The organism is Leifsonia sp. 21MFCrub1.1 (assembly GCF_900107895.1).
GTDB lineage: Bacteria > Actinomycetota > Actinomycetes > Actinomycetales > Microbacteriaceae > Leifsonia > Leifsonia soli.
The window spans coordinates 2017987-2038429 of record NZ_LT629867.1; the positions used below are offsets into that span (position 1 = coordinate 2017987).

Consider the following 20443-nt stretch of genomic DNA (forward strand, 5'->3'; position numbering starts at 1 on the left):
TGCTGCCCCGCCGACACACGCGCAGAGGCTCGGGATGCGTTCAGTGCGACGACGTGGTGGCGGCGCTCGTGCCGGAGATGACCAGGTCGCCGCGGTCGATGCCGATCATGGCGAGGTTCCTCATGCACTCGGTCCCCGCGGTGAAGTACGCATTGTGGCCCGACGAGCCGGTGAGCGACGCGTGCGTCAGCGGGTCGACCGCGCCATCCACCCCCATCGGCTTCGCGCCGTACCCGGGCGAGCCGGGGTCGCTGCCGAAGAAAGCGCTGTTGACGATCGGGTCCATCGGCGCCTCTCCGACGAACACGTTCCCGTCGCTCACCGCGAGTCCGGCGACCGACTGCGCCGCGCTCCCCGGCGATCCCATCAGGGCCAGCGCGTCCACCGTCACCGTGTGCCGCTCGAGCGCCATGAGCGCGGCCGTGGAGCCGTAGGAGTGCGCGAACACGCTCAGGTAGGGCTGGTCGGCGCCGCGCAGCGCCCGGATGCCCTCCAGCGTGCGCTCCAGGCTGTCCGCCCCCTGCTCCGCCAGGGCCGTCCCGCCGATGTTGGTGAGCACCGGCGTCTGGTAGCCGATCCAGGCGACGACCGCGACGCCCGGGGCTCCCCCGTGGCCGCGCGGGCCGAGGATGCGGCGGAGGAAACCGGTCTGCAGGTCGTACTGCTCCTGCGCGACCTTCGCCCACGCCTCGATCTGCTCCCCGACGGACATGTACATGCCCGGGACCAGCACGCTCACGTAGTCCGCCGTGCGGATGTCGCCGACGACGATCGCCGCTTTGGCGTCCGCCGACGGGTCGAGGGTCACCAGCGTCCTCGCGACCCCGTCGTGCTTCGCGAGAGCGGTGGAGACGTTGTGCAGGGTCTTGAGCTGCCGCTGCAGCGCGACCCGCTCCGCGCGCCCGTGCTCGGTCTTGAGCGTTCGGGTGACGCTGGCGATGGTCTGCTTGAGGTCGAGGCTGTTGGCACGGCCGCGCACGTCGTAGGGCACACCCTCCAGGTTGCCGATGACGTGCGGGGCGGCCTGGATGAGCGCCTTCTGCTTGTCGGGGTCGATGAGGTTCCAGAGCCGGCTCACATCCACGGCGGCCGGTGCGTCGAGGAGGAGCGCGTCGAGCTTGGCGCGGTTGGCGTCGAGGAACGACGGGAGCGCCGATGCGTCCACGCTCGCGATGGCGCCGAGCAGTGCCGTCGACGCGGAGCGCGCCGCAGGCCCGGCGGGGACGTCCGAGACGGGGCCGGAGGCCGAGGCGCCGGGCACCGGGACGGAGGCGTAGGACACCGCCGCGATCGGCGCAGCGGGGGCGTCGGCAGGCAGCACAAAGGCCCCGGTCAGTCCGGAGACCGCCGAGGTAACAGTGAGAACAGCTGCAAAGCCGACCAGCACTCCGTCCGGGTCCCTCCGAGAGCGAGCGAGCTAAGCCCTTGCATGTGCGTCCGGGGGGAGCGCACGCTTCGACTCTACCCGTGAACGGGTGGCCGACGGCGAGCCGTTCTACCCCCGATTCAGGGGGAGAATTCATCGCCTGTCCGCGAGAAGGAGGACCGAAATCCTCAGGAATCGAGCGCTGCGGGGCCCTCTTCCACCAACGTCTTGAACTGGGCGGCATCGATGATGCGCACGCCGAGCTCCTCCGCCTTCGCGAGCTTCGACCCGGCGCCCGGCCCCGCCGCGACGAAATCGGTCTTCTTCGAGACGCTGGATGCGGCCTTCCCGCCCGCGGCGATGATCGCCTCCTGCGCACCCTCGCGCGTGAATCCCTCGAGCGAGCCGGTGGCGACGACGGTGAGGCCGGCGAGCACGCCGCCCGCCTCATCCGCACGCCCGGGGCCCGGGTGCCCCGGGGTCGCGAACTGCACGCCGTCCGCGGCCCACTTCTCGATGATCTCGCGGTGCCAGTCCACCTCGAACCACGCCAGCACGGCGTCAGCGATGATGCCGCCGACGCCGTCGACGGCAGCGAGCTCGTCGCGCGATGCCGAGCGGATCGCGTCGAGAGACCCGAAGTGGTTCGCCAGCGCTCGAGCGGCGACCGGGCCGACATGGCGGATGTTCAGGGCGACCAGGATGCGCCAGAGCGGCTTCTCGCGCGCCGCGGCCAGGTTGGCGAGCAGCTCGATCGCGTTCTTCGACGGCACATGCAGCTCGTCGCCCGAGAACTCTTCCGCGGCGGGGTCGAACGGGCCGTCCTTCTTCTGGCGGCGACGGCGGAACGGAGTGTCTACCTTCTCCTCCCCCGCGTCGGTCAGTTTCGGCAGTCCGGTCTCCGAATCCCGCACCACGACCTCGATCGGGAACAGGTCGGCGAGGGTCAGCCCGAACAGCCCGGCCTCGGTCGGGAGCGGCGGCTCCGCGGGGAAGCGCGGCTGCGTCAGCGCGGCGGCCGCGACCTCGCCGAGCGCCTCGATGTCGAGGGCTCCGCGCGAGCCGATGTGCTCGACCCGGCCGCGCACCTGGGCCGGGCAGAACTCGGCATTGGGGCAGCGGAGGTCGATGTCTCCCTCCTTCGCGGGCGCCAGCCGGGTGCCGCACTCGGGGCAGTTCTCGGGCATGACGAACTCGCGCTCGGTGCCGTCGCGCAGCTCGACCACCGGGCCGAGGACCTCGGGGATGACGTCCCCCGCCTTGCGCAGCACGACGGTGTCGCCGATGAGCACGCCCTTCGCCTTGACGACCTCCTGGTTGTGGAGGGTGGCCTGACGGACCTCGGAGCCGGCGACGCGCACCTTCTCCATGACCGCGAACGGGGTCGCCCGGCCGGTGCGGCCCACGCTGACGACGATGTCGAGCAGCTTGGTGTTCACCTGCTCCGGCGGGTACTTGTACGCGATGGCCCAGCGGGGCGCTCGGCTGGTGGCGCCCAGCTCGTCGTGCAGGGCCAGCTCGTCCACCTTGATGACGATGCCGTCGATCTCGTGCTCGACCGCTCCGCGGTGCTGGCCGTAGTACTCGATGAACTCGTCGACCTTCGCGGCGTCGTCGACGACCCGGAAGTGCGTCGAGGTCGGGAGGCCCCAGCCCTTGAGCAGGTCGTACACCTTCGACTGCGCGTCGACCGGCGGGTTGTGCCACGCGCCGATGCCGTGGACGAGCATGTGGAGCCGGCGCAGGCGGTCGCGCATGAGCTCCAACTGCGCCGGGTTCTTGCCCTCGGCCTTCTGCCGGAGCGACCCGCTCGCCGCGTTGCGGGCATTGGCGAAGACGCGCTCGCCCGCCTCCTGCTGGTGCGCGTTGAGCTCCTCGAACTCGGCGACGGGGAAGAACACCTCGCCGCGCACCTCCACGAGCGCCGGCGGCTCGTCGGTCGCGAGCCGGGCGGGGATGGCGGGGATCCAGCGGATGTTCTCCGTCACGTCCTCGCCGACGACGCCGTCGCCGCGGGTCGCCGCCGAGACGAGCACGCCGTTCTCGTAGCGCAGGTTGATCGCCAGGCCGTCGATCTTCAGCTCGCACAGGTAGTCGACGCGCCGGCCGGCGTCGCGCTCGACCTTCGCGGCCCAGGCCTCGAACTCCTCCAGGGAGAAGACGTTGTCGAGGCTCAGCATCCGCTCGGCGTGCTGCACAGGCGCGAACAGGGTGGTCTGGGCGCGGCCGCCGACGGTCTGCGTCGGGCTGTCCTGCGACTGGAGCTCCGGATGGAGCCGCTCGAGCTCCTCCAGCCGCCGCATCATGCGGTCGTACTCCTCGTCGCTGACGAGCACCGTGTCGCGCTCGTAGTACGCGTCGCGCAACTCCAGGATGCGCGTCGTCAGCTGCTGCGCCTCGGCCCGCGCTTCCGCGGGCTGGTCGTCGGTCGTCGTCTCGATCGCCACCCCCCAAGCTTATTCGCGACCCCCGACGCCGCGGCCCCGCCTCCCTCGTCGAGCCCCCGCCGTCGAGCCCCCGCCGTCGAGCCCCCGCCGTCGAGTCCGCGATTTTTGCACGCGACACGCGCCGCGGGCGTGCAAAAATCGCGGACTCGACGGTGGGGCGGAGCGCGGGAGAGCGGGGAGGGGGGCGGAGCGCGTGCGGGTCAGACGGGGACGGCGGAGACGGTGCGGTCGATCGTTGTCTGGCCGAGAACGCGGGTGCCGACGTAGACGACGGCCGTCTGGCCCGGGGCGACGCCGTTGAGCGGCACGTCCGGACGGATCACGAGCTCTCCGCCGGTGACGGACGCGACAGCGGGCACCGGGTCGGCGTGCGCGCGGATCTGCACCTCGCAGGCGAAGGGCGTCGCGGGGTCGCTGGGAGCCATCCCCGCCCAGGTGTAGCGGGAGCCGGCGATCTCGGCGATGTCGAGCGCCTCGCGCGGCCCGACCACGACGGTGTTCTCCTTCGGCCGCACCTCGAGCACGAACCGCGGCCGGCCGTCCGGAGACGGGTAGCCGACGTTCAGGCCCTTCCGCTGGCCGACCGTGTACGCGTGGGCGCCCTCGTGGGTGCCGAGCCGGTTGCCCTCGCGGTCGACGATGTCCCCCGTCGCCGTGCCGACCCGCTCGGCCAGCCAGCCGCGGGTGTCGCCGTCGGGGATAAAGCAGATGTCGTGCGAATCCGGCTTGTTCGCGACGCTCAGACCGCGCGCTGCCGCCTCCGCCCGCACCTCCGCCTTGGATGGGGTCGCCCCGAGCGGGAACATCGCGTGCGCCAGCTGCTCGGCGGTCAGAACGCCCAGCACGTACGACTGGTCCTTCGCCCAGGCGCTCGCGCGGTGCAGTTCGCGGTTGCCGTCCTCATCGGTGACGATGGCGGCGTAGTGCCCGGTGCAGACCGCGTCGAACCCGAGGTCGAGCGCCTTCTCCAGCAGGGCGGCGAACTTGATGCGCTCATTGCAGCGCATGCAAGGGTTGGGCGTCCGGCCGGCCGAGTACTCGGCGATGAAGTCGTCGACGACGTCGAGCTTGAAGCGCTCGGAGAAGTCCCACACGTAGTACGGGATGCCGATGATGTTCGCGGCGCGCTGCGCATCCATCGAGTCCTCGATCGTGCAGCAGCCGCGGCTGCCGGTGCGCAGCGTCCCGGGCATCCGGCTCAGTGCCAGATGCACTCCGACCACGTCGTGCCCCGCTTCGACGGCACGTGCCGCCGCCACTGCGGAGTCGACACCACCGCTCATCGCCGCCAGAACCTTCACCCGCCGATTCTACCCGCCGCCCAACGCCGCCCACTCCTCGAGAGATGTGCGCCACATCTCGATCCCACGGACGAGGACGGCGGGCGCTAGCGCCCCAGGCGCGGCGCGCGCTCCGCGAGGCCGGCGCGCGACGCCTGCGCGTACGCGCCGGGCAGCGCCGCGAGCAGCGCGTCGACATCCGCGTCGGTCGACCCGCGACCGAGAGTGAACCGCAGCGCGCTGCGCGCCTCCGCCTCGTCGCGTCCCATCGCGAGGAGCACGTGCGACGGCTCCGGGATGCCCGCCTGGCATGCCGAGCCGGTGGACACCGACACCCCCGCGAGGTCGAGCAGGAACAGCAGAGAGTCGCCCTGCGCGCCCGGGAAGGTGAAGTGCGCGTTGGATGCCACCCGCTCCCCCGTGTCCGGCTCCGGTCCGCTGAGCACCGCCTCCGGAACGACGGCCCGCACCCCAGCGATCAGCCGGTGGCGCAGCGCGAACAGCCGGTCCGTCTCGGCCTCGCGCTCCGCCTCCGCCAGCCGGGCCGCGGCCGCGAACGACACCGCTGCCGCGACGTCCTGCGTCCCGCTGCGCACTTGCCGCTGCTGGCCGCCGCCGTGGATCAGCGGGACGACGGTGGATGCGCGGCTCAGCACGAGCGCGCCGATCCCCACCGGCCCTCCGATCTTGTGCGCCGAGACGCTGAGCGCGTCCACACCGAGCGCGGCGAAGTCGAGGGGCAGGTGCCCGTACGCCGCCACCGCGTCCACGTGGACGGGAACCCCCGCCGACCGCGCGACCGCGGCGAGCGCGGACACGGGCTGGATCGTCCCCACCTCGTTGTTCACCGCCAGGAAGGTCAGCAGCGCCGTGTCGCCTCCGGCGATCCCGTCGGGCACCGCGATGCGGCCGTCTCCGTCGAGGGGCAGCCAGCCGATCTCGGCCCCCTCGGCCCGCTCCAGCCACTCGACGGTGTCGACGGTCGCGTGGTGCTCTCCGCCCGGGACGAGGATGCGCGGGCGGCGGGCCGTGTCATTCCTCGCCCAGAACAGCCCCTTGATCGCGAGGTTGATCGCCTCCGTGCCGCCGGAGGTGAACACCACCTCGATCGGATCCGCGCCGAGGGTCGCCGCGACTGTCTCGCGGGCCTCCTCCAGCATCCGCCTGGCCTGCTGTCCCTGACTGTGGATGCTCGACGGGTTGCCGACGACGCCCATGGCCTCGGTGTAGGCGGCGATCGCCTCCGGGCGCATCGGCGTGGTGGCGGCGTGGTCGAGGTAGACCGGCACGGTGCCCTCCGAAGTATCCAGGCGTGTGTCACTACTCTAGATCGCATGACCTCGACCGATCCCCTGCGCAACCTGGGTGTCCGTGTCGGGCCGCACGGGGGTGAGCTGAGGGTCTTCTCGGCCAACGCGGACGCCATGGAGCTGTGCCTGTTCGACGAGCACGACCCGGATTGGCTGGTCAAGACCGTGCCGATGAGCCGGGATGCGAACGGCGTGTGGGTGGGCCGCTCGCGGTCCCTCGCCGTCGGCAGCCGCTACGCCGTCCGTGTGTCCGGCCCTCAGGCGCCCGGCAACCTGTTCGACCCGGAGGCGCTGCTGATCGACCCGTACGCGCGCGGCCTCCTGCACGTGAGCTCCGACGGCTGGCGTTCCGTCGTCGTCGCCGACGGCTTCGACTGGGGGGATGCGCGCAAGCCGGCGACCCCGCTCGACCACACCGTGATCTACGAGGCGCACGTCAAGGGCATCAGCCGGCTGAATCCGTCGGTGCCGGAGGAGTTGCGCGGGAGCTACGCCGGACTGGCGCACGAGTCGACCATCGCCTACCTGAAGGATCTGGGCGTCACCGCGGTCGAGCTCCTGCCCGTCCAGGCGTTCGTCTCGGAGCAGCGGCTGCAGCAGGAAGGCCTCACCAACTACTGGGGCTACAACACTCTCAACTTCTTCACACCGCACGGCGCGTACGCGTCGCGGGCTGCGCAGGCGGCCGGACCGGAGGCGGTGCTCGCCGAGTTCAAGGGCATGGTGAAGCTGCTGCACCTGGCCGGCATCGAGGTGATCCTCGACGTGGTGTACAACCACACCGCCGAGGAGGGCATGGGCGGTCCGCGCACGAGCTTCCGCGGCATCGACAACGCCACCTACTACCGCCACGACGAGACCGGCGCGTACATCGACGTGACGGGATGCGGCAACACGGTCGACTTCGGCAACCCCGTCCCGCAGCGGCTGGTGCTCGACTCGCTCCGCTACTGGGCGAACGAGATGCAGATCGACGGCTTCCGGTTCGACCTGGCGGCGACGCTCGGTCGCGGGGAGGACGCGTCCTTCCACCGCGACCATCCGCTCCTCCTCGCGGCGGCGTCCGATCCGGCGCTCGCGGGTGTGAAGCTGATCGCCGAGCCGTGGGATGTGGGCCTCGGCGGCTGGCAGACCGGCAACTTCCCCGGCCCCTCCGACGGTCACGCGGGCTGGTCGGAGTGGAACGACCGCTACCGCGACCGGGTGCGCAACTTCTGGCTGGCCGACATCGCGGAGGCGCGCCGCAACGGCCAGGCTCCCGTTGGCATCGGTGGATTCGCCACCCGGCTCGCCGGCTCGTCCAACACCTTCTCGCCGGAGCGCGGACCACTCGCCTCGGTGAACTTCGTCACAGCGCACGACGGCTTCACGATGGCCGACCTCACCGCCTACGACGTCAAGCACAACCTGGGCAACGGCGAGAACAACCGCGACGGGACGGACAACAACCGGTCGTTCAACCACGGCGTCGAGGGCCCGACGACGGACGAGGCCGTCCTGCTGACGCGCGCGAAGGCGATCAGGAACCTGCTCGGGACCCTCTTGCTCTCCGCCGGTGTTCCGATGATCACCGCGGGCGACGAGTACGGGCGCAGCCAGCGCGGCAACAACAACGCCTACTGCCAGGACAGCGAGCTGACCTGGCTGAGCTGGCTGCGCACGCGCGAGCAGCGGGAGCTGTACGACACGACGAAGCGGCTGCTGCAGCTGCGCCGGGAGAATCCGGCCCTCCGTCCCAGCCGGTACGCCGTGGACGGCCTGACGACGCCGAACGCCAGCCACATGGACTGGTACGACGCGACCGGCCAGCGGATGGACGACGAGGACTGGAACTCGCCGGAGAACCGCACCCTGCAGTACCTCGCCGCATCGACCCCCGACAAGGAGGAGTTCAACCGCATCCTGCTGATCGTGCACGGGGTGGAGGACGACGTGGAGGTTTCGCTTCCCGCGGCGCCGGGCGTGACGTCGTACCAGCTGCTCTGGGACTCGGCGACCGAGGTCCCGATCGCGGAGGACGAGACCGAGTTCCCACCCGGAGCGACCCGGCTGGTGGGCGGCACGTCCATGCAGCTGTACCGGGCGAACGGGCCGCGCGTCTGATGGCACGGCAGAAGGCGCCGGCGGGAACTCCGGCGACGGTCGCGCTGACGGCGGCCGGCATCCCGTTCAGCGCGCATCCCTATGTGCACGACCCCGCAGCGCCGTCGTTCGGGCTGGAGGCCGCCGAGGCGCTCGGCGTCGAACCCGACCGCGTGTTCAAGACGCTCCTGGCCGACACCGATCTCGGCCTCGTCGTCGGTGTCGTCCCGGTGACCGGGATGCTCGACCTCAAGGCGCTCGCCGCAGCGGTCGGCGCCAAGCGGGCGACGATGGCCGACCCCGCGGTCGCCGAGCGTCGCACCGGCTACGTCGTCGGTGGGATCAGCCCCATCGGCCAGAAGACCCGCCACGTCACCGTCGTGGATGAGACCGCGCAGCTGTTCGACACCGTCTTCGTCTCCGGCGGCAAGCGCGGCTTCGACGTCGAGCTCTCCCCCGCCGACCTCCTGCGCGCGACCGGCGGAGCCTTCGGAGCGATCGCGACATGGACGAGATGACGGTGCGGCGGGCCACCGTCGGCGATGCGCGCGGCATCGCCGAGGTGCACGTCACGGCGTGGCGCGAGGCGTACGCGGGTCGGATGCCCGCCGAGTTCCTGGCCTCCCTCGACGTCGATCGCCGGGCGGCGGGCTGGACCCGCATCCTGGAGCGCGGCGAGACGGACGCCTTCGTCGCCGAGCAGGCCGGCGCGATCATCGGCTGGGCCACTGCCGGCGCGGGCCGCGACGACGACGCTCCGCGCGATCGCGAGCTGGAGGTCATCTACCTGCTGGCGAGCGCCTACGGTTCCGGCGCGGGCCAGCGACTGCTCGACGCGGCGATCGGCGACGCTCCCGCCTACCTGTGGGTGATGGACGGCAACCCCCGCGCCGAGGCCTTCTACCTCCGCATGACCCGCTGACCCGTCCCCACCGTCGAGTCCGCAATCTTTGCACGCTGCGCGGGGTGCGAACGTGCAAGAATCGCGGACTCGACGGTGGGCGACGAGGATCAGGAGGCGGTGGTGACGAGGCCGAGCTCGGCGGGAGTGAGCAGGAGGTCGTTCACCGGCACCACGCGGACGGTGTAGCCGAACGAGCCCGCCCAGGCCAGGCGGACGGTGCCGACGAACTCGAACGGCACCGACGCGTCGTGGGTTCCGGGCACGCCGCCGTCGACGGCGAGCGCCTGCCGGTGGACGTCGGTGAGCTCGTCACCGTCGCGGCTGCGGCCGTAGACGACCTGCACCTCGACGTCCGACGGCTGCAGCCCGTTCAGCTGGACCAGCGCGCGCACGTGCAGCTCGTCGCCCACCTGCGGCACCGCATCCACGCCGCCGGCGTCGACGTGCGTCACGGCGACGCCGGGCCACGCGGCCTCGACCCGCTCCTTCCAGGCGGCGAGCGACCGCGCACGGGCGAAGTCGTCCGCGCTCAGGCGGTTCTCGTAGTCCGACGCGGGCAGGTAGAGACGTTCGACGTACTCGCGCACCATGCGCTCGGCCGACAGCGGCGACGAGAGGGTCGAGAGCGTGTGGCGGATGCGCGACACCCACGCCGTCGGGACGTCGTCGCCGTCGCGCTCGTAGAAGCGCGGTGCGATCTGGTGCTCGATCAGGTCGTACATCGCCTCAGCCTCGAGCGCGTCGCGCTCTGCGCCGTCCCCGGCGGCATCGGCCGACGGGATCGCCCAGCCGTTCTCGCCGTCGTAGAACTCGTTCCACCAGCCGTCGAGGATCGACAGGTTGAGCGCGCCGTTGAGCGCGGCCTTCATCCCGGACGTCCCGCACGCCTCCAGCGGGCGCAGCGGGTTGTTCAGCCAGACGTCGGTACCGGGATAGAGCAGCTGCGCCATCCCGATGTCGTAGTCGGGCAGGAACACCATGCGCTGGCGGATGTCCGCCTCGGACGCGAACTGCACGAGCTTCTGGATGAGGCGCTTGCCCTCGTCGTCGGCCGGATGCGACTTGCCCGCGATGACGAACTGCACCGGCCGGTCGGGGTCGGTGAGGATGCGCCGCAGCCGTTCCGGGTCGTGCAGCATCAGCGTGAGCCGCTTGTACGTCGGCACGCGACGGGCGAAGCCGATGGTGAGGACGTTCGGGTCGAGCAGGTCGCTCATCCAGGCCGGCGCGATTCCGCCCGGGTTCTGGTCCTCCCACGCCGCCATCAGACGGCGCCGGGCGTCCTGCACCAGCTGCTCGCGCATCCGGTTGCGGACGCTCCACAGGTCGGCGTCGGCGACGGCCGACGCGTTGCCCCAGTCGGCGTGCGTGGTGTCCTCCGTCCCGAGACGCTCGAGCGCCAGGGCGCGCAGCATCGGGTCGGTCCAGGTGGGGGCGTGGACGCCGTTGGTGACCGAGTCGATCGGCACCTCCTGGGGGTCGAATCCCGGGTAGAGCCCGTTGAACATGTGCCGCGAGACGTCGCCGTGCAGCTTCGAGACGCCGTTGGCGTGCTGGCCGAGGCGCAGGCCCATGACCGCCATGTTGAACACGTCGGGCGAGCCGCCCGGGTAGTCCTCCGCGCCGAGCGGGAGGACCTCGTCCGCGCTCACGCCGGGGAGGAGCGAAGTGGAGAAGTACCGCTGGACCAGCGCCCTGTCGAACCGGTCGATGCCCGCGGGGACGGGGGTGTGCGTCGTGAACACGGTCCCGGCGCGCACGACCTGCAGCGCCTGGTCGAAGGTGAGCCCCTCGCCGATCAGGTCGGAGATGCGCTCGAGCCCGAGGAAGCCGGCGTGCCCCTCGTTGGTGTGGAACACCTCCGCCTCGGGTGCGCCGGTCAGCTCGGTCCACGCCTTGACGGCGCGCACGCCGCCGATGCCGAGCAGCAGCTCCTGCAGCAGGCGGTGCTCGCCGCCGCCGCCGTACAGACGGTCGGTCACCGAGCGGAGGCGCTCCTCGTTGTCGGGGATGTCGGTGTCGAGCAGGAGCAGCGTGACGCGGCCGACGGCGGCGCGCCAGACGCGGGCGTGGAGCACGCCGTCCGGCAGCGCGAGGGAGATCTGGACGGGCGTCCCGTCCGGGTTGCGCAGGACGCTCAGCGGCAGGCCGTCCGGATCGAGGACCGGATAGCTCTCCAGCTGCCACCCGTCGGGCGTGATCGCCTGGGAGAAGTAGCCGGAGCGGTAGAACAGGCCGGCGGCGACGAGCGGCACGCCGAGGTCGCTCGCGGCCTTCAGGTGGTCGCCGGCGAGGATGCCGAGACCGCCGGAGTACTGCGGCAGTGTCGCCGCGATGCCGAACTCGGGCGAGAAGTAGGCGATCGTCTGGGGCGCGGCATCGCCGAGCGACTGATACCAGCGCGGGTCGTGGATGTACGCGCGCAGGTCGTCGCGGATGTGGGTCGCCCACTCGACGTAGCCCTGATCGGCGGCGAGCTCGGCGAGCCGCGACGGCTCGACGGCGCCGAGCAGGGCGATGGGATCGTGCCTCACCTGCTGCCACAGCTCGGGCGAGATGCGGGCGAACAGCTCCTTGGTGGGCTCGTGCCAGGACCAGCGGAGGTTGCCTGCGATCTCCTCCAGTGCTGAGAGGTTCTCGGGGAGGACGGCGCGGACGGTGAATCTTCGGATGGCCTTCACTCGGTCCACTGTAAACGAGCCGCGTGACGGGCGGGTTAATGAGTGTACGGTCGGGTGCGTGGTGAAGAACGCAGCGACCAGGTCCGTAGCCGCCGCGACAGAGGCGGCCCCCAGCGCCCCGGAGCCGGGCCCGTACGAGCCCCTGCTCGGCCGCATCCCGATCCTGGAGCTGTCCCCCCAGGTCGACGAGGGACTCTGGGCCGCAGCCGCGTTCAGCGGGGAGGTCATCCCGTTCCGCGCCACGGCGTTCCGGGAGGGGCACGACAAGATCGGCGTCGACCTCATCCTGCTCGACCCCGCGGGGCAGCAGACCGAGCACCACATGCACCCGCTGACCCCCGGCACCGACCGGTGGGAGGTGGAGGTGCAGCTCGACCAGACCGGCCTCTGGCGCTACCGCGTGCAGGCGTACGCGGACGAGTACGCGACCTGGCACCACAACGCCGAGGTGAAGGTCCCGGCCGGGATCGACGTGGAGCTGATGCTGCGGATGGGCCACGACCTCCTCGTCACGGCCTCCAAGGACAAGCGCCGCAGCACGGCCGAGCGACGGCACCTCTCCGAGGCGGCCAAGGTCGTCGCCGACACCACGCGGACGGTGGACGAGCGCTTCGCCGCCGCCGTCGACGACCGCATCCGGCAGGTGCTCACGGAGCGCCCGGTCGTCAGCCTTCCCACCCTCTCCGCCACGCGCGCCGTCCAGGTGGAGCGGACGCGCGCCGGCGTCGGCAGCTGGTACGAGTTCTTCCCGCGCTCCGAGGGCGCGAAGCAGCTGCCAGACGGCTCGTGGAAGTCCGGCACCTTCCGCACCGCCGCGAAGCGGCTCCCGGAGGTCGCCGCGATGGGCTTCGACGTCGTGTACCTCCCGCCGATCCATCCCATCGGCCGGACCTTCCGCAAGGGCCCGAACAACACGCTCGACGCCGGGGAGAACGACCCCGGGTCTCCCTGGGCCATCGGAAGTGCGGAGGGCGGCCACGACGCCATCCACCCCGACCTCGGCACCGAGAAGGACTTCGCGTTCTTCCTCGGGAAGGCGAAGCAGGCCGGCCTGGAGGTCGCGCTCGACCTCGCCCTGCAGGCGTCGCCCGACCATCCGTGGGTGACCGAGCACCCGGAGTGGTTCACCACGCTCCCCGACGGCACCATCGCGTACGCCGAGAACCCGCCGAAGAAGTACCAGGACATCTACCCGATCAACTTCGACAACGACTACGAGGGGCTGCGTCAGGAGGTGCTGCGGATCGTCCGGCACTGGATGTCGCTCGGCGTCCGCATCTTCCGCGTCGACAATCCGCACACCAAGCCGCTGCACTTCTGGGAGTGGCTGATCCACACGGTCAACGCGACCGACCCGGACGTGGTGTTCCTCGCCGAGGCGTTCACCCGTCCTGCCCTCCTCCGCACCCTGGCGAAGGCCGGCTTCCAGCAGTCGTACACCTACTTCACCTGGCGCAACACGAAGGAGGAGCTCGAGGAGTTCCTCGACTCGCTCGCTCACGAGACGGCCGACTACCTGCGGCCGAACCTGTTCGTCAACACGCCGGACATCCTGACGGAGTACCTCCAGTTCGGCGGGCCTGCCGCGTTCAAGGTGCGCGCCGCCATCGCCGCGACCGCGGCTCCCACCTGGGGCGTCTACTCCGGCTACGAGCTGTTCGAGAACGTCGCGCGCCCCGGCGCCGAGGAGTACATCGACAACGAGAAGTACGAGTACCGCCCGCGCGACTACGCCAAGGCGCAGGCGCAGGGCCGTTCGCTCGCGGGCTATCTGACCATGCTCAACCGGGCGCGCAGCGAGCACCCCGCGCTGCGGCAGCTGCGCAACCTGCACCTCCACCACAGCGAGGACGACAGCGTCCTCGTGTACTCGAAGTACCTGGACGGGAAGTTCACCCGGACGGGCAAGCCGGATGCGGTGATCGTCGTCGCCAACGTCGACCCGCACTCCGTGCGCGAGACGATCGTGCACCTCGATGTGACCGCGCTCGGCCTGCCGGCCGGCTCCCAGTTCGAGGTGAAGGACCGGGTGACCGGCCAGCGCTGGACCTGGGGCGCCGACGACTACGTGCGCCTGGACGCGTTCACCGAACCCGTGCACATCCTGGCCGTCCGACCGCTGTGACCGACCAGAAGACAACCTGAGGAGTACCGCCATGTCCCCGATCCCCGAAGGTGCCGCCGCCGTCGACCTGCCCGCCCTGGACGACGCGCTGCTCGCGGCCGTGGCGACGGGCAGCCACCACGACCCGCACGCGATCCTCGGCCAGCACCAGGTCGCCGCGCCGGGCGTCGCCGACCCCATCACGGTCATCCGGGCACTCCGCCCGCTCGCCGCCGAGGTGGTCGCGGTGCTCCCCACCGGCGCGCACATCGAGCTCGCCCACGTCGGGCACGGCATCTGGCAGGGCGTCGACATCGTCGGCCCCGGTGCCTATCTCATCGAGGCGCGCTACGACGACGGCATCGTGTGGACGGCCGACGACCCCTACCGTTTCCTCCCGACGATCGGCCAGCTCGACCTCCACCTGATCGGCGAGGGACGGCACGAGACGCTGTGGACGGCCCTGGGCGCGCACGTGCGCGACCTCGGCGGCGTCGTCGGGACCGCGTTCACGGTCTGGGCGCCGCACGCCCGCGCCGTGCGCGTGGTCGGCGACTTCAACGGCTGGGACGGCACCCTCCACTCGATGCGCAACATGGGCGCCTCCGGCGTCTGGGAGCTGTTCGTTCCCGGCATCGGCGCCGGGGAGATCTACAAGTTCGACCTGCTCGCGCAGGACGGCCGCTGGGTCCGCAAGGTCGACCCGATGGCGCAGTTCGCCGAGATCCCGCCGGCCACCGCCTCCCGCATCACCGTCAGCGACCACGCGTGGGCGGACGACGAGTGGATGCGCCGCCGCTCCGAAACCGACCCGCACGCGGGGCCGATGAGCGTCTACGAGCTGCACTTCGGCTCCTGGCGGCCGGGACTCGGCTACCGCGACGCCGCCGACCAGCTCATCGACTACGTCGGAGCCCTGGGCTACACGCACGTCGAGTTCCTGCCGCTCGCCGAGCACCCCTTCGGGGGTTCGTGGGGGTACCAGGTCACCGGCTACTACGCGCCGACGAGCCGGTTCGGCTCCCCTGACGACCTCAAGTACCTCATCGATCGGCTCCATCAGGCTGGGATCGGCGTCATCCTGGACTGGGTGCCCGGCCACTTCCCCAAGGACGACTGGGCACTGGCCCGGTTCGACGGCCAGCCGCTCTACGAGCACGCCGACCCGCGCCGCGGCGAGCACAAGGACTGGGGCACCTACATCTTCGACTACGGCAACTCGCAGGTCCGCAACTTCCTCGTCGCGAACGCCCTGTACTGGCTGGAGGAGTTCCACGTCGACGGTCTGCGGGTCGACGCCGTCGCCTCCATGCTCTACCTCGACTACTCGCGCGCCGACGGCGAGTGGGAGCCGAACATCCACGGCGGGCGCGAGAACCTGGAGGCGATCGGCTTCCTGCAGGAGGTCACCGCGACCGCGTACAAGCGCAACCCCGGCACTGTGATGATCGCCGAGGAGTCGACCAGCTACCCGGGGGTGACCGCGCCGACGTCCTCCGGCGGCCTCGGCTTCGGCCTGAAGTGGAACATGGGCTGGATGCACGACTCGCTGCAGTACATCCACGAGGACCCGATGTACCGCAGCTACCACCACAGCGAGATCACGTTCTCGTTCGTCTATGCCTGGAGCGAGAACTTCCTGCTCCCGATCAGCCACGACGAGGTCGTGCACGGCAAGGGCTCCCTGCTCACCAAGATGCCCGGCGACCACTGGCAGCAGCTGGCGAACGTGCGCGCGTTCCTCGCGTACATGTGGGGGCATCCGGGCAAACAGCTGCTCTTCATGGGCCAGGAGTTCGGCCAGCCGTCGGAGTGGAGCGAGGAGCGCGGTCTCGACTGGTGGATCCTGGACCAGCCGGCGCACCAGGGCCTCTGGAACCTCGTCGCGCAGCTGAACGCCGTCTACCGCCAGAACCCGCAGCTGTGGGCCCTGGACAACGAGCCCGCCGGGTTCGAATGGCTGGACGGGTCCGATGCGCAGGGCAACGTCATCGCCTTCCTGCGCAAGGACCGCGACGGCGAGCCGATCGCGATGCTCTTCAATTTCTCGGGCGCACCGCACGACGGGTACCGCATCGGGCTGCCGTTCGCCGGCGAGTGGGAGGAACTGCTCAACACGGACGCGGAAGCGTACGGCGGGTCGGGAGTCGGCAACCTCGGGTCCGTGACGGCGGTCGACGAACCGTGGATGGGCCGCCGGGCATCGGCGGTGCTGACCCTGCCGCCGCTCGGCGCGCTGTGGCTGAAGCCACGCCGCTGACCGGCTCTCCGAAGGCCGGGGCTCAGGCCCCGGTCTCGAGCCAGGCGCCGTAGCCGACGCCGTCCACGGCGTGCTCCGGCGCCAGGTTCCGGCCGGCCCGCCAGGTGCTTCCGAGCGCTCCGCCGAGGCGGATCGGCAGGATGTAGCGACGGCTCCCGCTCGCCCGCTTGCGCTGTTCGGCCAGATCGCGTGCCGACTCCACGCGCGGGCCGCCGATGGCGATCACGCTGTCCGGCTCCCCCGCCCCCTCGGCGGCGTCGACCAGCACACGCGCAACGTCGGTGACGGCGATCGGCTGGAACCGCACCCCGGAGGGCGCGAGGATGGCGCCGAGCGGTCTCCCCCGGTCGAAGATCGCGGTGACGAAGTCGTGGAACTGGGTGGCGCGCACCACCCGCGTGTCGAGCGGCGAGTCGAGGTAGACGCGCTCCTGCGCGGCCTTCGCACGGTAGTAGCCGTACGCCGACCGGTCGGTGCCGACGACCGAGAGCAGCACGGCGCGGTGCACACCGAATCGGGCGGCGGTGTGCACGAGGTTCCGCGCACCCGTGGCGAAGACATGGGCGGCCTGCTTGCCGACCGCATTGCTCGTGTCGATCAGCACATCGACGCCGTCCACCGCCTCCTCGAGGCCGTCGCCGGTGACGATGTCCGCCGTGACGTATGCGGCTCCGAGGACGTACTGCTCGGAGTCGTCGTCCGGTGCGCGGCGGGCCGCGACGACCACCTCGTGGCCGCGTTCGACCGCTTCTGCGGTCACGGCGCGCCCGGCCAGGCCGGTGCCTCCGATGACGAGCACACGGGACATGGGGGGTCTCTCCCTCGGCTTCGACTGCCGGAGATGTCCGGCACGACGATGGGCTGCCGCGCTTCCCGGTGGGGACGGGCTCAGTACAGCAGCGAGGCCAGCCTAGCCCTGGCCTTGCCGACGCGGGGGTCGTCGACGCCGACGATCTCGAAATAGTCGAGGATGCGCGTGCGCACGGTCTCCTTGCCGTTCGCATCGAGCTTCGGGAAGAGGGTGAGCAGACGATCGAAGGCGTCGTCGATGTGGCCGCCCGAGATGTCGAGGTCGGCGACGCCCAGCTGGGCGTCGACATCGTCGGGAGCCTGCGCCCCGGCCGACCGGAGCTCGTCGGCCGTGTGGCCGCTCAGGCGCGCCAGGAGGCTCACCTGCGCGAGTCCGGCGACCGCCAGGGTGTCGCGGGGGTCCTGGGCGATCGCGGTGCGGTAGGCGCGGATCGCGCCGTCGTAGTCGCCGCGTTCGATCGCGTCGTAGGCCTCGGCGTGCAGCGGCGGGAGCGGGGGTTCCGGAGCGGGCTCGGCCGCGGCGTCGGCGTCGGGCGCCGCTCCGCCCTCGACCGTGACGGTGTCGGTCACGCCGTTCTGCGCGGCGAGCTGCAGGAGCTGCTCGAAGACATCGCTGATCTGCGACTCGGGCAGCGCGCCGACGAAGAGCTGGACGGGACGTCCGGCCACGAGCGCGGCCACCGCGGGTACCGACTGGGCCTGGAAGGCCTGCGCCAGCTGCGCGTTCGCATCCACATCCACCTTGACCAGCACGAGCCGTCCTCCGAAGCCCGCGACGACGCGGTCGAGCACGGCGGTGAACTGCTTCCACTGGTCGGAGCGCTCGGTGCCGAGGTCGACGACCACCGGCACCCGCATCGACAGGTCGATGAAGTCGTTGAAGTTCGCGTCCGTGCCCTCGAAGAACAGGCTCGGAAGGGTGAGGGCGCCGGCGGGCGACTCCCCCGCGGGCGCCTCGCCGGCAGGCGGGCGATTGACGAGGGAGCTCAGGTCGACTGCTCCGCGCAGGTTGGTGGGCGGCGGCGGGACGTTGCTCATTGTTCCTCCAGATGCGTGCGCGCGTCGCGTAACAGCACGAGAATCAAGGATACTCGCGTCCGTGCCGCCCTCGCGCGCCCGAGCACCCTCCGCACCCCCGTCGAGTACGCAAAAACTGCACGCTCGCCGGGGGGAAAGCGTGCAGTTTTTGCGTACTCGACGGGGCGATCAGAGCTGCTTGGCGGCGATCATGCCCTGGGAGAAGCCGAGCAGCGTGATCTTCGCATCGGAGCCCGCGGGCGGCACGTAGAACGCCAGCTGGTAGCCGAAGGTGGACTCGATGCCCGTCTTGGACGAGGCGGCGCCGGTCAGCGCCGCAGCCGTCGCTCCCGCGCTCACCTCGGCACCCGCCTCGACGACCTTGAGCACCTGCGACTCCTGCAGGTCCGTCCACACGATCGCACCGGAGTCGTTGGTGGCCATGGCGACGTCCGTCCCCGCCCCCGGCTGGCTCGTGAACTCGAGGGATGCGGTGGCCGGCACGGCGGCCTTCTGCTTCGCCTTCCAGTCCGCGCCCACCTGAGTGCGCAGGGTGTCGCCCTCGGCGCTGAACAGGTTCGCGTACTGACTCTTGTCGCCGTTCATCAGGATGTCTCCGTAGGCGGCGGCGACCTTCTGGGGAGGAAGCGCGAGCAGCTTGGAGTCCGGAGGCACGACCGCGGAGCCGATGCTCGCCGGCGCCAGGTTCGGGACCTTGGCCTTCGGCTCGAGCGAGACGGCGTACTCCACCTGGTAATTGTCGCGCGGCGTCTCCTGCACCATGGTGATCGCGATCGGCGCCTGCGCGGTCCCCTTGGCGTCCTTCGGCGTCTCGATCACCGCGGCCACGGTGCGCGGCCACGCGTCGGTGGCCTGCGGGAGCGACAGCACGATCGGGCTCGCCGGGATCGCGGGCAGCGCCGGCTCGTCGGACTTCTTCGCGCGGATGGCGTAGTTGGCTTCGCGGAGCTGGAGGGCCGGCCCGGTGAAACGCTCCTTGGCGAGGTCGGGGCTCGCCTTGGCGTCCGCCTGCGCGGCGGATTCCGAGACGCGCTTCACGATGCGCTCGAGCTGCGGCACGGTGACAGCGGGAGGCAGCTGGTCCTTGGCGTCGGGCGCCTCGGTGGCGAGCGGCGTCGCGGTCTTGGTCGGCGTGGTCGCGGCGCCCGTGCCCGCCGTGCACCCCGTCAGGGCGAGGACTCCGGCGAGGGCGGCGGGGATGATCACGCGGGCGCGGCGGGTCGAGCGGCGGCCGCGCGGGGTGGTCTCGATCATGGCGGTGGGCTTGTACTTGGGGGCCTTGGGGAGCTTCGGCATCTTCGGTCCGCTCTTCCGGCGGGGGCCGCGCGAGCGGCGGTGCGCGTAGAGACCCCAGAGGTAGAGGGCGATGCCGATGAGCAGCAGGACGATACCGCCGATGATCAGCGGGAACGCCCACGGCGTGCTGGAGTCGACCGGCCAGGTGACCGTGACGCGCGACGGCGCGGCCTTGGTGCCGTCAGAGGCGACGATGACGCTGACGTCGTCCGGGATGTTCATGCGGGTGACCTGGGCCGCCTCGCCGTCGAACTCCTCGAGCCACAGGTCGGAGCCGGCGGGGTTCGGTCCGGCGGTCTTCGCGGCGTCGCCGCTCGTCGAGCCGGACGCGGCCCCGGCGGACTCGGACGCGGACGGCGTGGCAGCAGGCGAAGGCGTCGCGGTCGAGCCGACCGCCGCGCCCTCGTCCGCCGCGCCCTCGTCCTTGGTGCCCGACTTCGGCGTCACGCTCTTGGTCGTGAGCTTGCCCGTAGCGGTGCGGTAGCCGACTTCGACGTACTTCTGATCGCCGAGCCAGGCCTTGACGTCCGCTGTACGGCCGTAAGCCACAACCTGCTTCGCGCCGTCGGGCGCACCGGTCACGGTCAGCGTCTGCTGGCCGGGGTGCGCGTTCAGGACGGACCCGTCGACGACCACGTAACGCGTGTCGCCGGAGACGGACGTGCCGGCCTCGATGTGGGTGGGCGGAGCGAAGACGGTGCGCTGCGCGATACCGGCCACGATCATGACCGCGGCGACGACGAACGCGACGATGGCGAGTACGAAACGCAAACAAGACTCCTCGTGTGCCGAAGTTCGGGGGCGGGCACAGTCACACGACGATACCGGACGTGCCTGAAAGGCAGCTAACCCTTGCCTGGACGCT

General features: G+C 71.1%; 13 protein-coding genes. 5 read left to right on the plus strand and 8 right to left on the minus strand.

Annotated elements, in window-relative coordinates; translation table 11 throughout:
- Window positions 1–40: 40 nt before the first annotated feature.
- From BLW09_RS09600 to BLW09_RS09615, 4 genes are all read right to left on the minus strand, one after another.
- Entirely contained in the window at window positions 41–1321 is a 1281-nt protein-coding gene (locus BLW09_RS09600; RefSeq protein ID WP_089911632.1) for an alpha/beta hydrolase, read from the minus strand.
- A 233-nt stretch (window positions 1322–1554) separates the two neighbouring features.
- Window positions 1555–3813: an NAD-dependent DNA ligase LigA gene (ligA, locus tag BLW09_RS09605; protein WP_089911635.1), complete on the minus strand. Its 2259-nt coding sequence runs from the start codon at window positions 3811–3813 to the stop codon at window positions 1555–1557.
- A 200-nt stretch (window positions 3814–4013) separates the two neighbouring features.
- Window positions 4014–5114, minus strand: a complete 1101-nt coding sequence (mnmA, locus tag BLW09_RS09610; RefSeq protein ID WP_172824194.1) for a tRNA 2-thiouridine(34) synthase MnmA — start codon at window positions 5112–5114, stop codon at window positions 4014–4016.
- A gap of 86 nt (window positions 5115–5200) precedes the next feature.
- Window positions 5201–6382 carry a cysteine desulfurase family protein gene (locus tag BLW09_RS09615; RefSeq protein WP_089911638.1) on the minus strand — a complete coding sequence of 394 codons (1182 nt, stop codon included), beginning with the start codon at window positions 6380–6382 and terminating at the stop codon, window positions 5201–5203.
- Between the two features lie 45 nt (window positions 6383–6427).
- On the opposite strand from BLW09_RS09615, the gene glgX reads away from it, so the two are divergent.
- From glgX to BLW09_RS09630, 3 genes are read left to right on the plus strand one after another with little or no spacing between them, the layout of a single operon-like run.
- On the plus strand, window positions 6428–8506 hold the full coding sequence (gene glgX / locus BLW09_RS09620; RefSeq protein WP_089911641.1) for a glycogen debranching protein GlgX: 2079 nt from the start codon (window positions 6428–6430) through the stop codon (window positions 8504–8506).
- A complete protein-coding gene (gene ybaK, locus BLW09_RS09625) occupies window positions 8506–9003 on the plus strand; it encodes a Cys-tRNA(Pro) deacylase (protein ID WP_089911644.1) in 498 nt (165 codons plus the stop codon). Before glgX ends, ybaK begins: the two co-directional genes overlap by 1 nt.
- Window positions 8991–9407: a GNAT family N-acetyltransferase gene (locus BLW09_RS09630; RefSeq protein ID WP_089911647.1), complete on the plus strand. Its 417-nt coding sequence runs from the start codon at window positions 8991–8993 to the stop codon at window positions 9405–9407. Before ybaK ends, BLW09_RS09630 begins: the two co-directional genes overlap by 13 nt.
- Before the next feature lie 89 nt (window positions 9408–9496).
- On the opposite strand, the gene glgP is transcribed toward BLW09_RS09630, so the two are convergent.
- Window positions 9497–12070, minus strand: coding sequence for an alpha-glucan family phosphorylase (glgP, locus tag BLW09_RS09635; protein WP_089911650.1), 2574 nt, complete (start codon window positions 12068–12070; stop codon window positions 9497–9499).
- A 142-nt stretch (window positions 12071–12212) separates the two neighbouring features.
- Between glgP and BLW09_RS09640 the strand changes: the two genes are divergently transcribed.
- Both BLW09_RS09640 and glgB read left to right on the plus strand, forming a co-directional pair.
- Window positions 12213–14195, plus strand: a complete 1983-nt coding sequence (locus tag BLW09_RS09640) for an alpha-1,4-glucan--maltose-1-phosphate maltosyltransferase (protein ID WP_172824322.1) — start codon at window positions 12213–12215, stop codon at window positions 14193–14195.
- Between the two features lie 31 nt (window positions 14196–14226).
- The gene (gene glgB / locus BLW09_RS09645) at window positions 14227–16434 is read left to right on the plus strand and encodes a 1,4-alpha-glucan branching protein GlgB (protein WP_089911653.1); all 2208 of its coding nucleotides are present in this window, start codon (window positions 14227–14229) and stop codon (window positions 16432–16434) included.
- Between the two features lie 22 nt (window positions 16435–16456).
- Here glgB and BLW09_RS09650 read toward each other — a convergent pair whose 3' ends face one another.
- The 3 genes from BLW09_RS09650 to BLW09_RS09660 all read right to left on the minus strand — a co-directional run bounded on the left by BLW09_RS09650 (window position 16457) and on the right by BLW09_RS09660 (window position 20349).
- Window positions 16457–17242, minus strand: a complete 786-nt coding sequence (locus BLW09_RS09650; RefSeq protein ID WP_089911656.1) for an SDR family oxidoreductase — start codon at window positions 17240–17242, stop codon at window positions 16457–16459.
- 80 nt (window positions 17243–17322) lie between these two features.
- Window positions 17323–18282, minus strand: a complete 960-nt coding sequence (locus BLW09_RS09655) for a tetratricopeptide repeat protein (protein WP_089911659.1) — start codon at window positions 18280–18282, stop codon at window positions 17323–17325.
- A 168-nt stretch (window positions 18283–18450) separates the two neighbouring features.
- Window positions 18451–20349 (minus strand): hypothetical protein, encoded by a 1899-nt coding sequence (locus tag BLW09_RS09660; protein WP_089911662.1) that lies wholly within the window; start codon window positions 20347–20349, stop codon window positions 18451–18453.
- Between the last annotated feature and the right edge of the window lie 94 nt (window positions 20350–20443).

Bases quoted from the DNA above. Each gene is read 5' to 3' on its own strand.
- BLW09_RS09630 (WP_089911647.1), top strand. From the start codon at position 8,991: ATGGACGAGATGACGGTGCGGCGGGCCACCGTCGGCGATGCGCGCGGC.
- BLW09_RS09650 (WP_089911656.1), bottom strand. From the start codon at position 17,242: ATGTCCCGTGTGCTCGTCATCGGAGGCACCGGCCTGGCCGGGCGCGCC.
- glgB (WP_089911653.1), top strand. From the start codon at position 14,227: ATGTCCCCGATCCCCGAAGGTGCCGCCGCCGTCGACCTGCCCGCCCTG.
- glgX (WP_089911641.1), top strand. From the start codon at position 6,428: ATGACCTCGACCGATCCCCTGCGCAACCTGGGTGTCCGTGTCGGGCCG.
- ybaK (WP_089911644.1), top strand. From the start codon at position 8,506: ATGGCACGGCAGAAGGCGCCGGCGGGAACTCCGGCGACGGTCGCGCTG.
- BLW09_RS09655 (WP_089911659.1), bottom strand. From the start codon at position 18,282: ATGAGCAACGTCCCGCCGCCGCCCACCAACCTGCGCGGAGCAGTCGAC.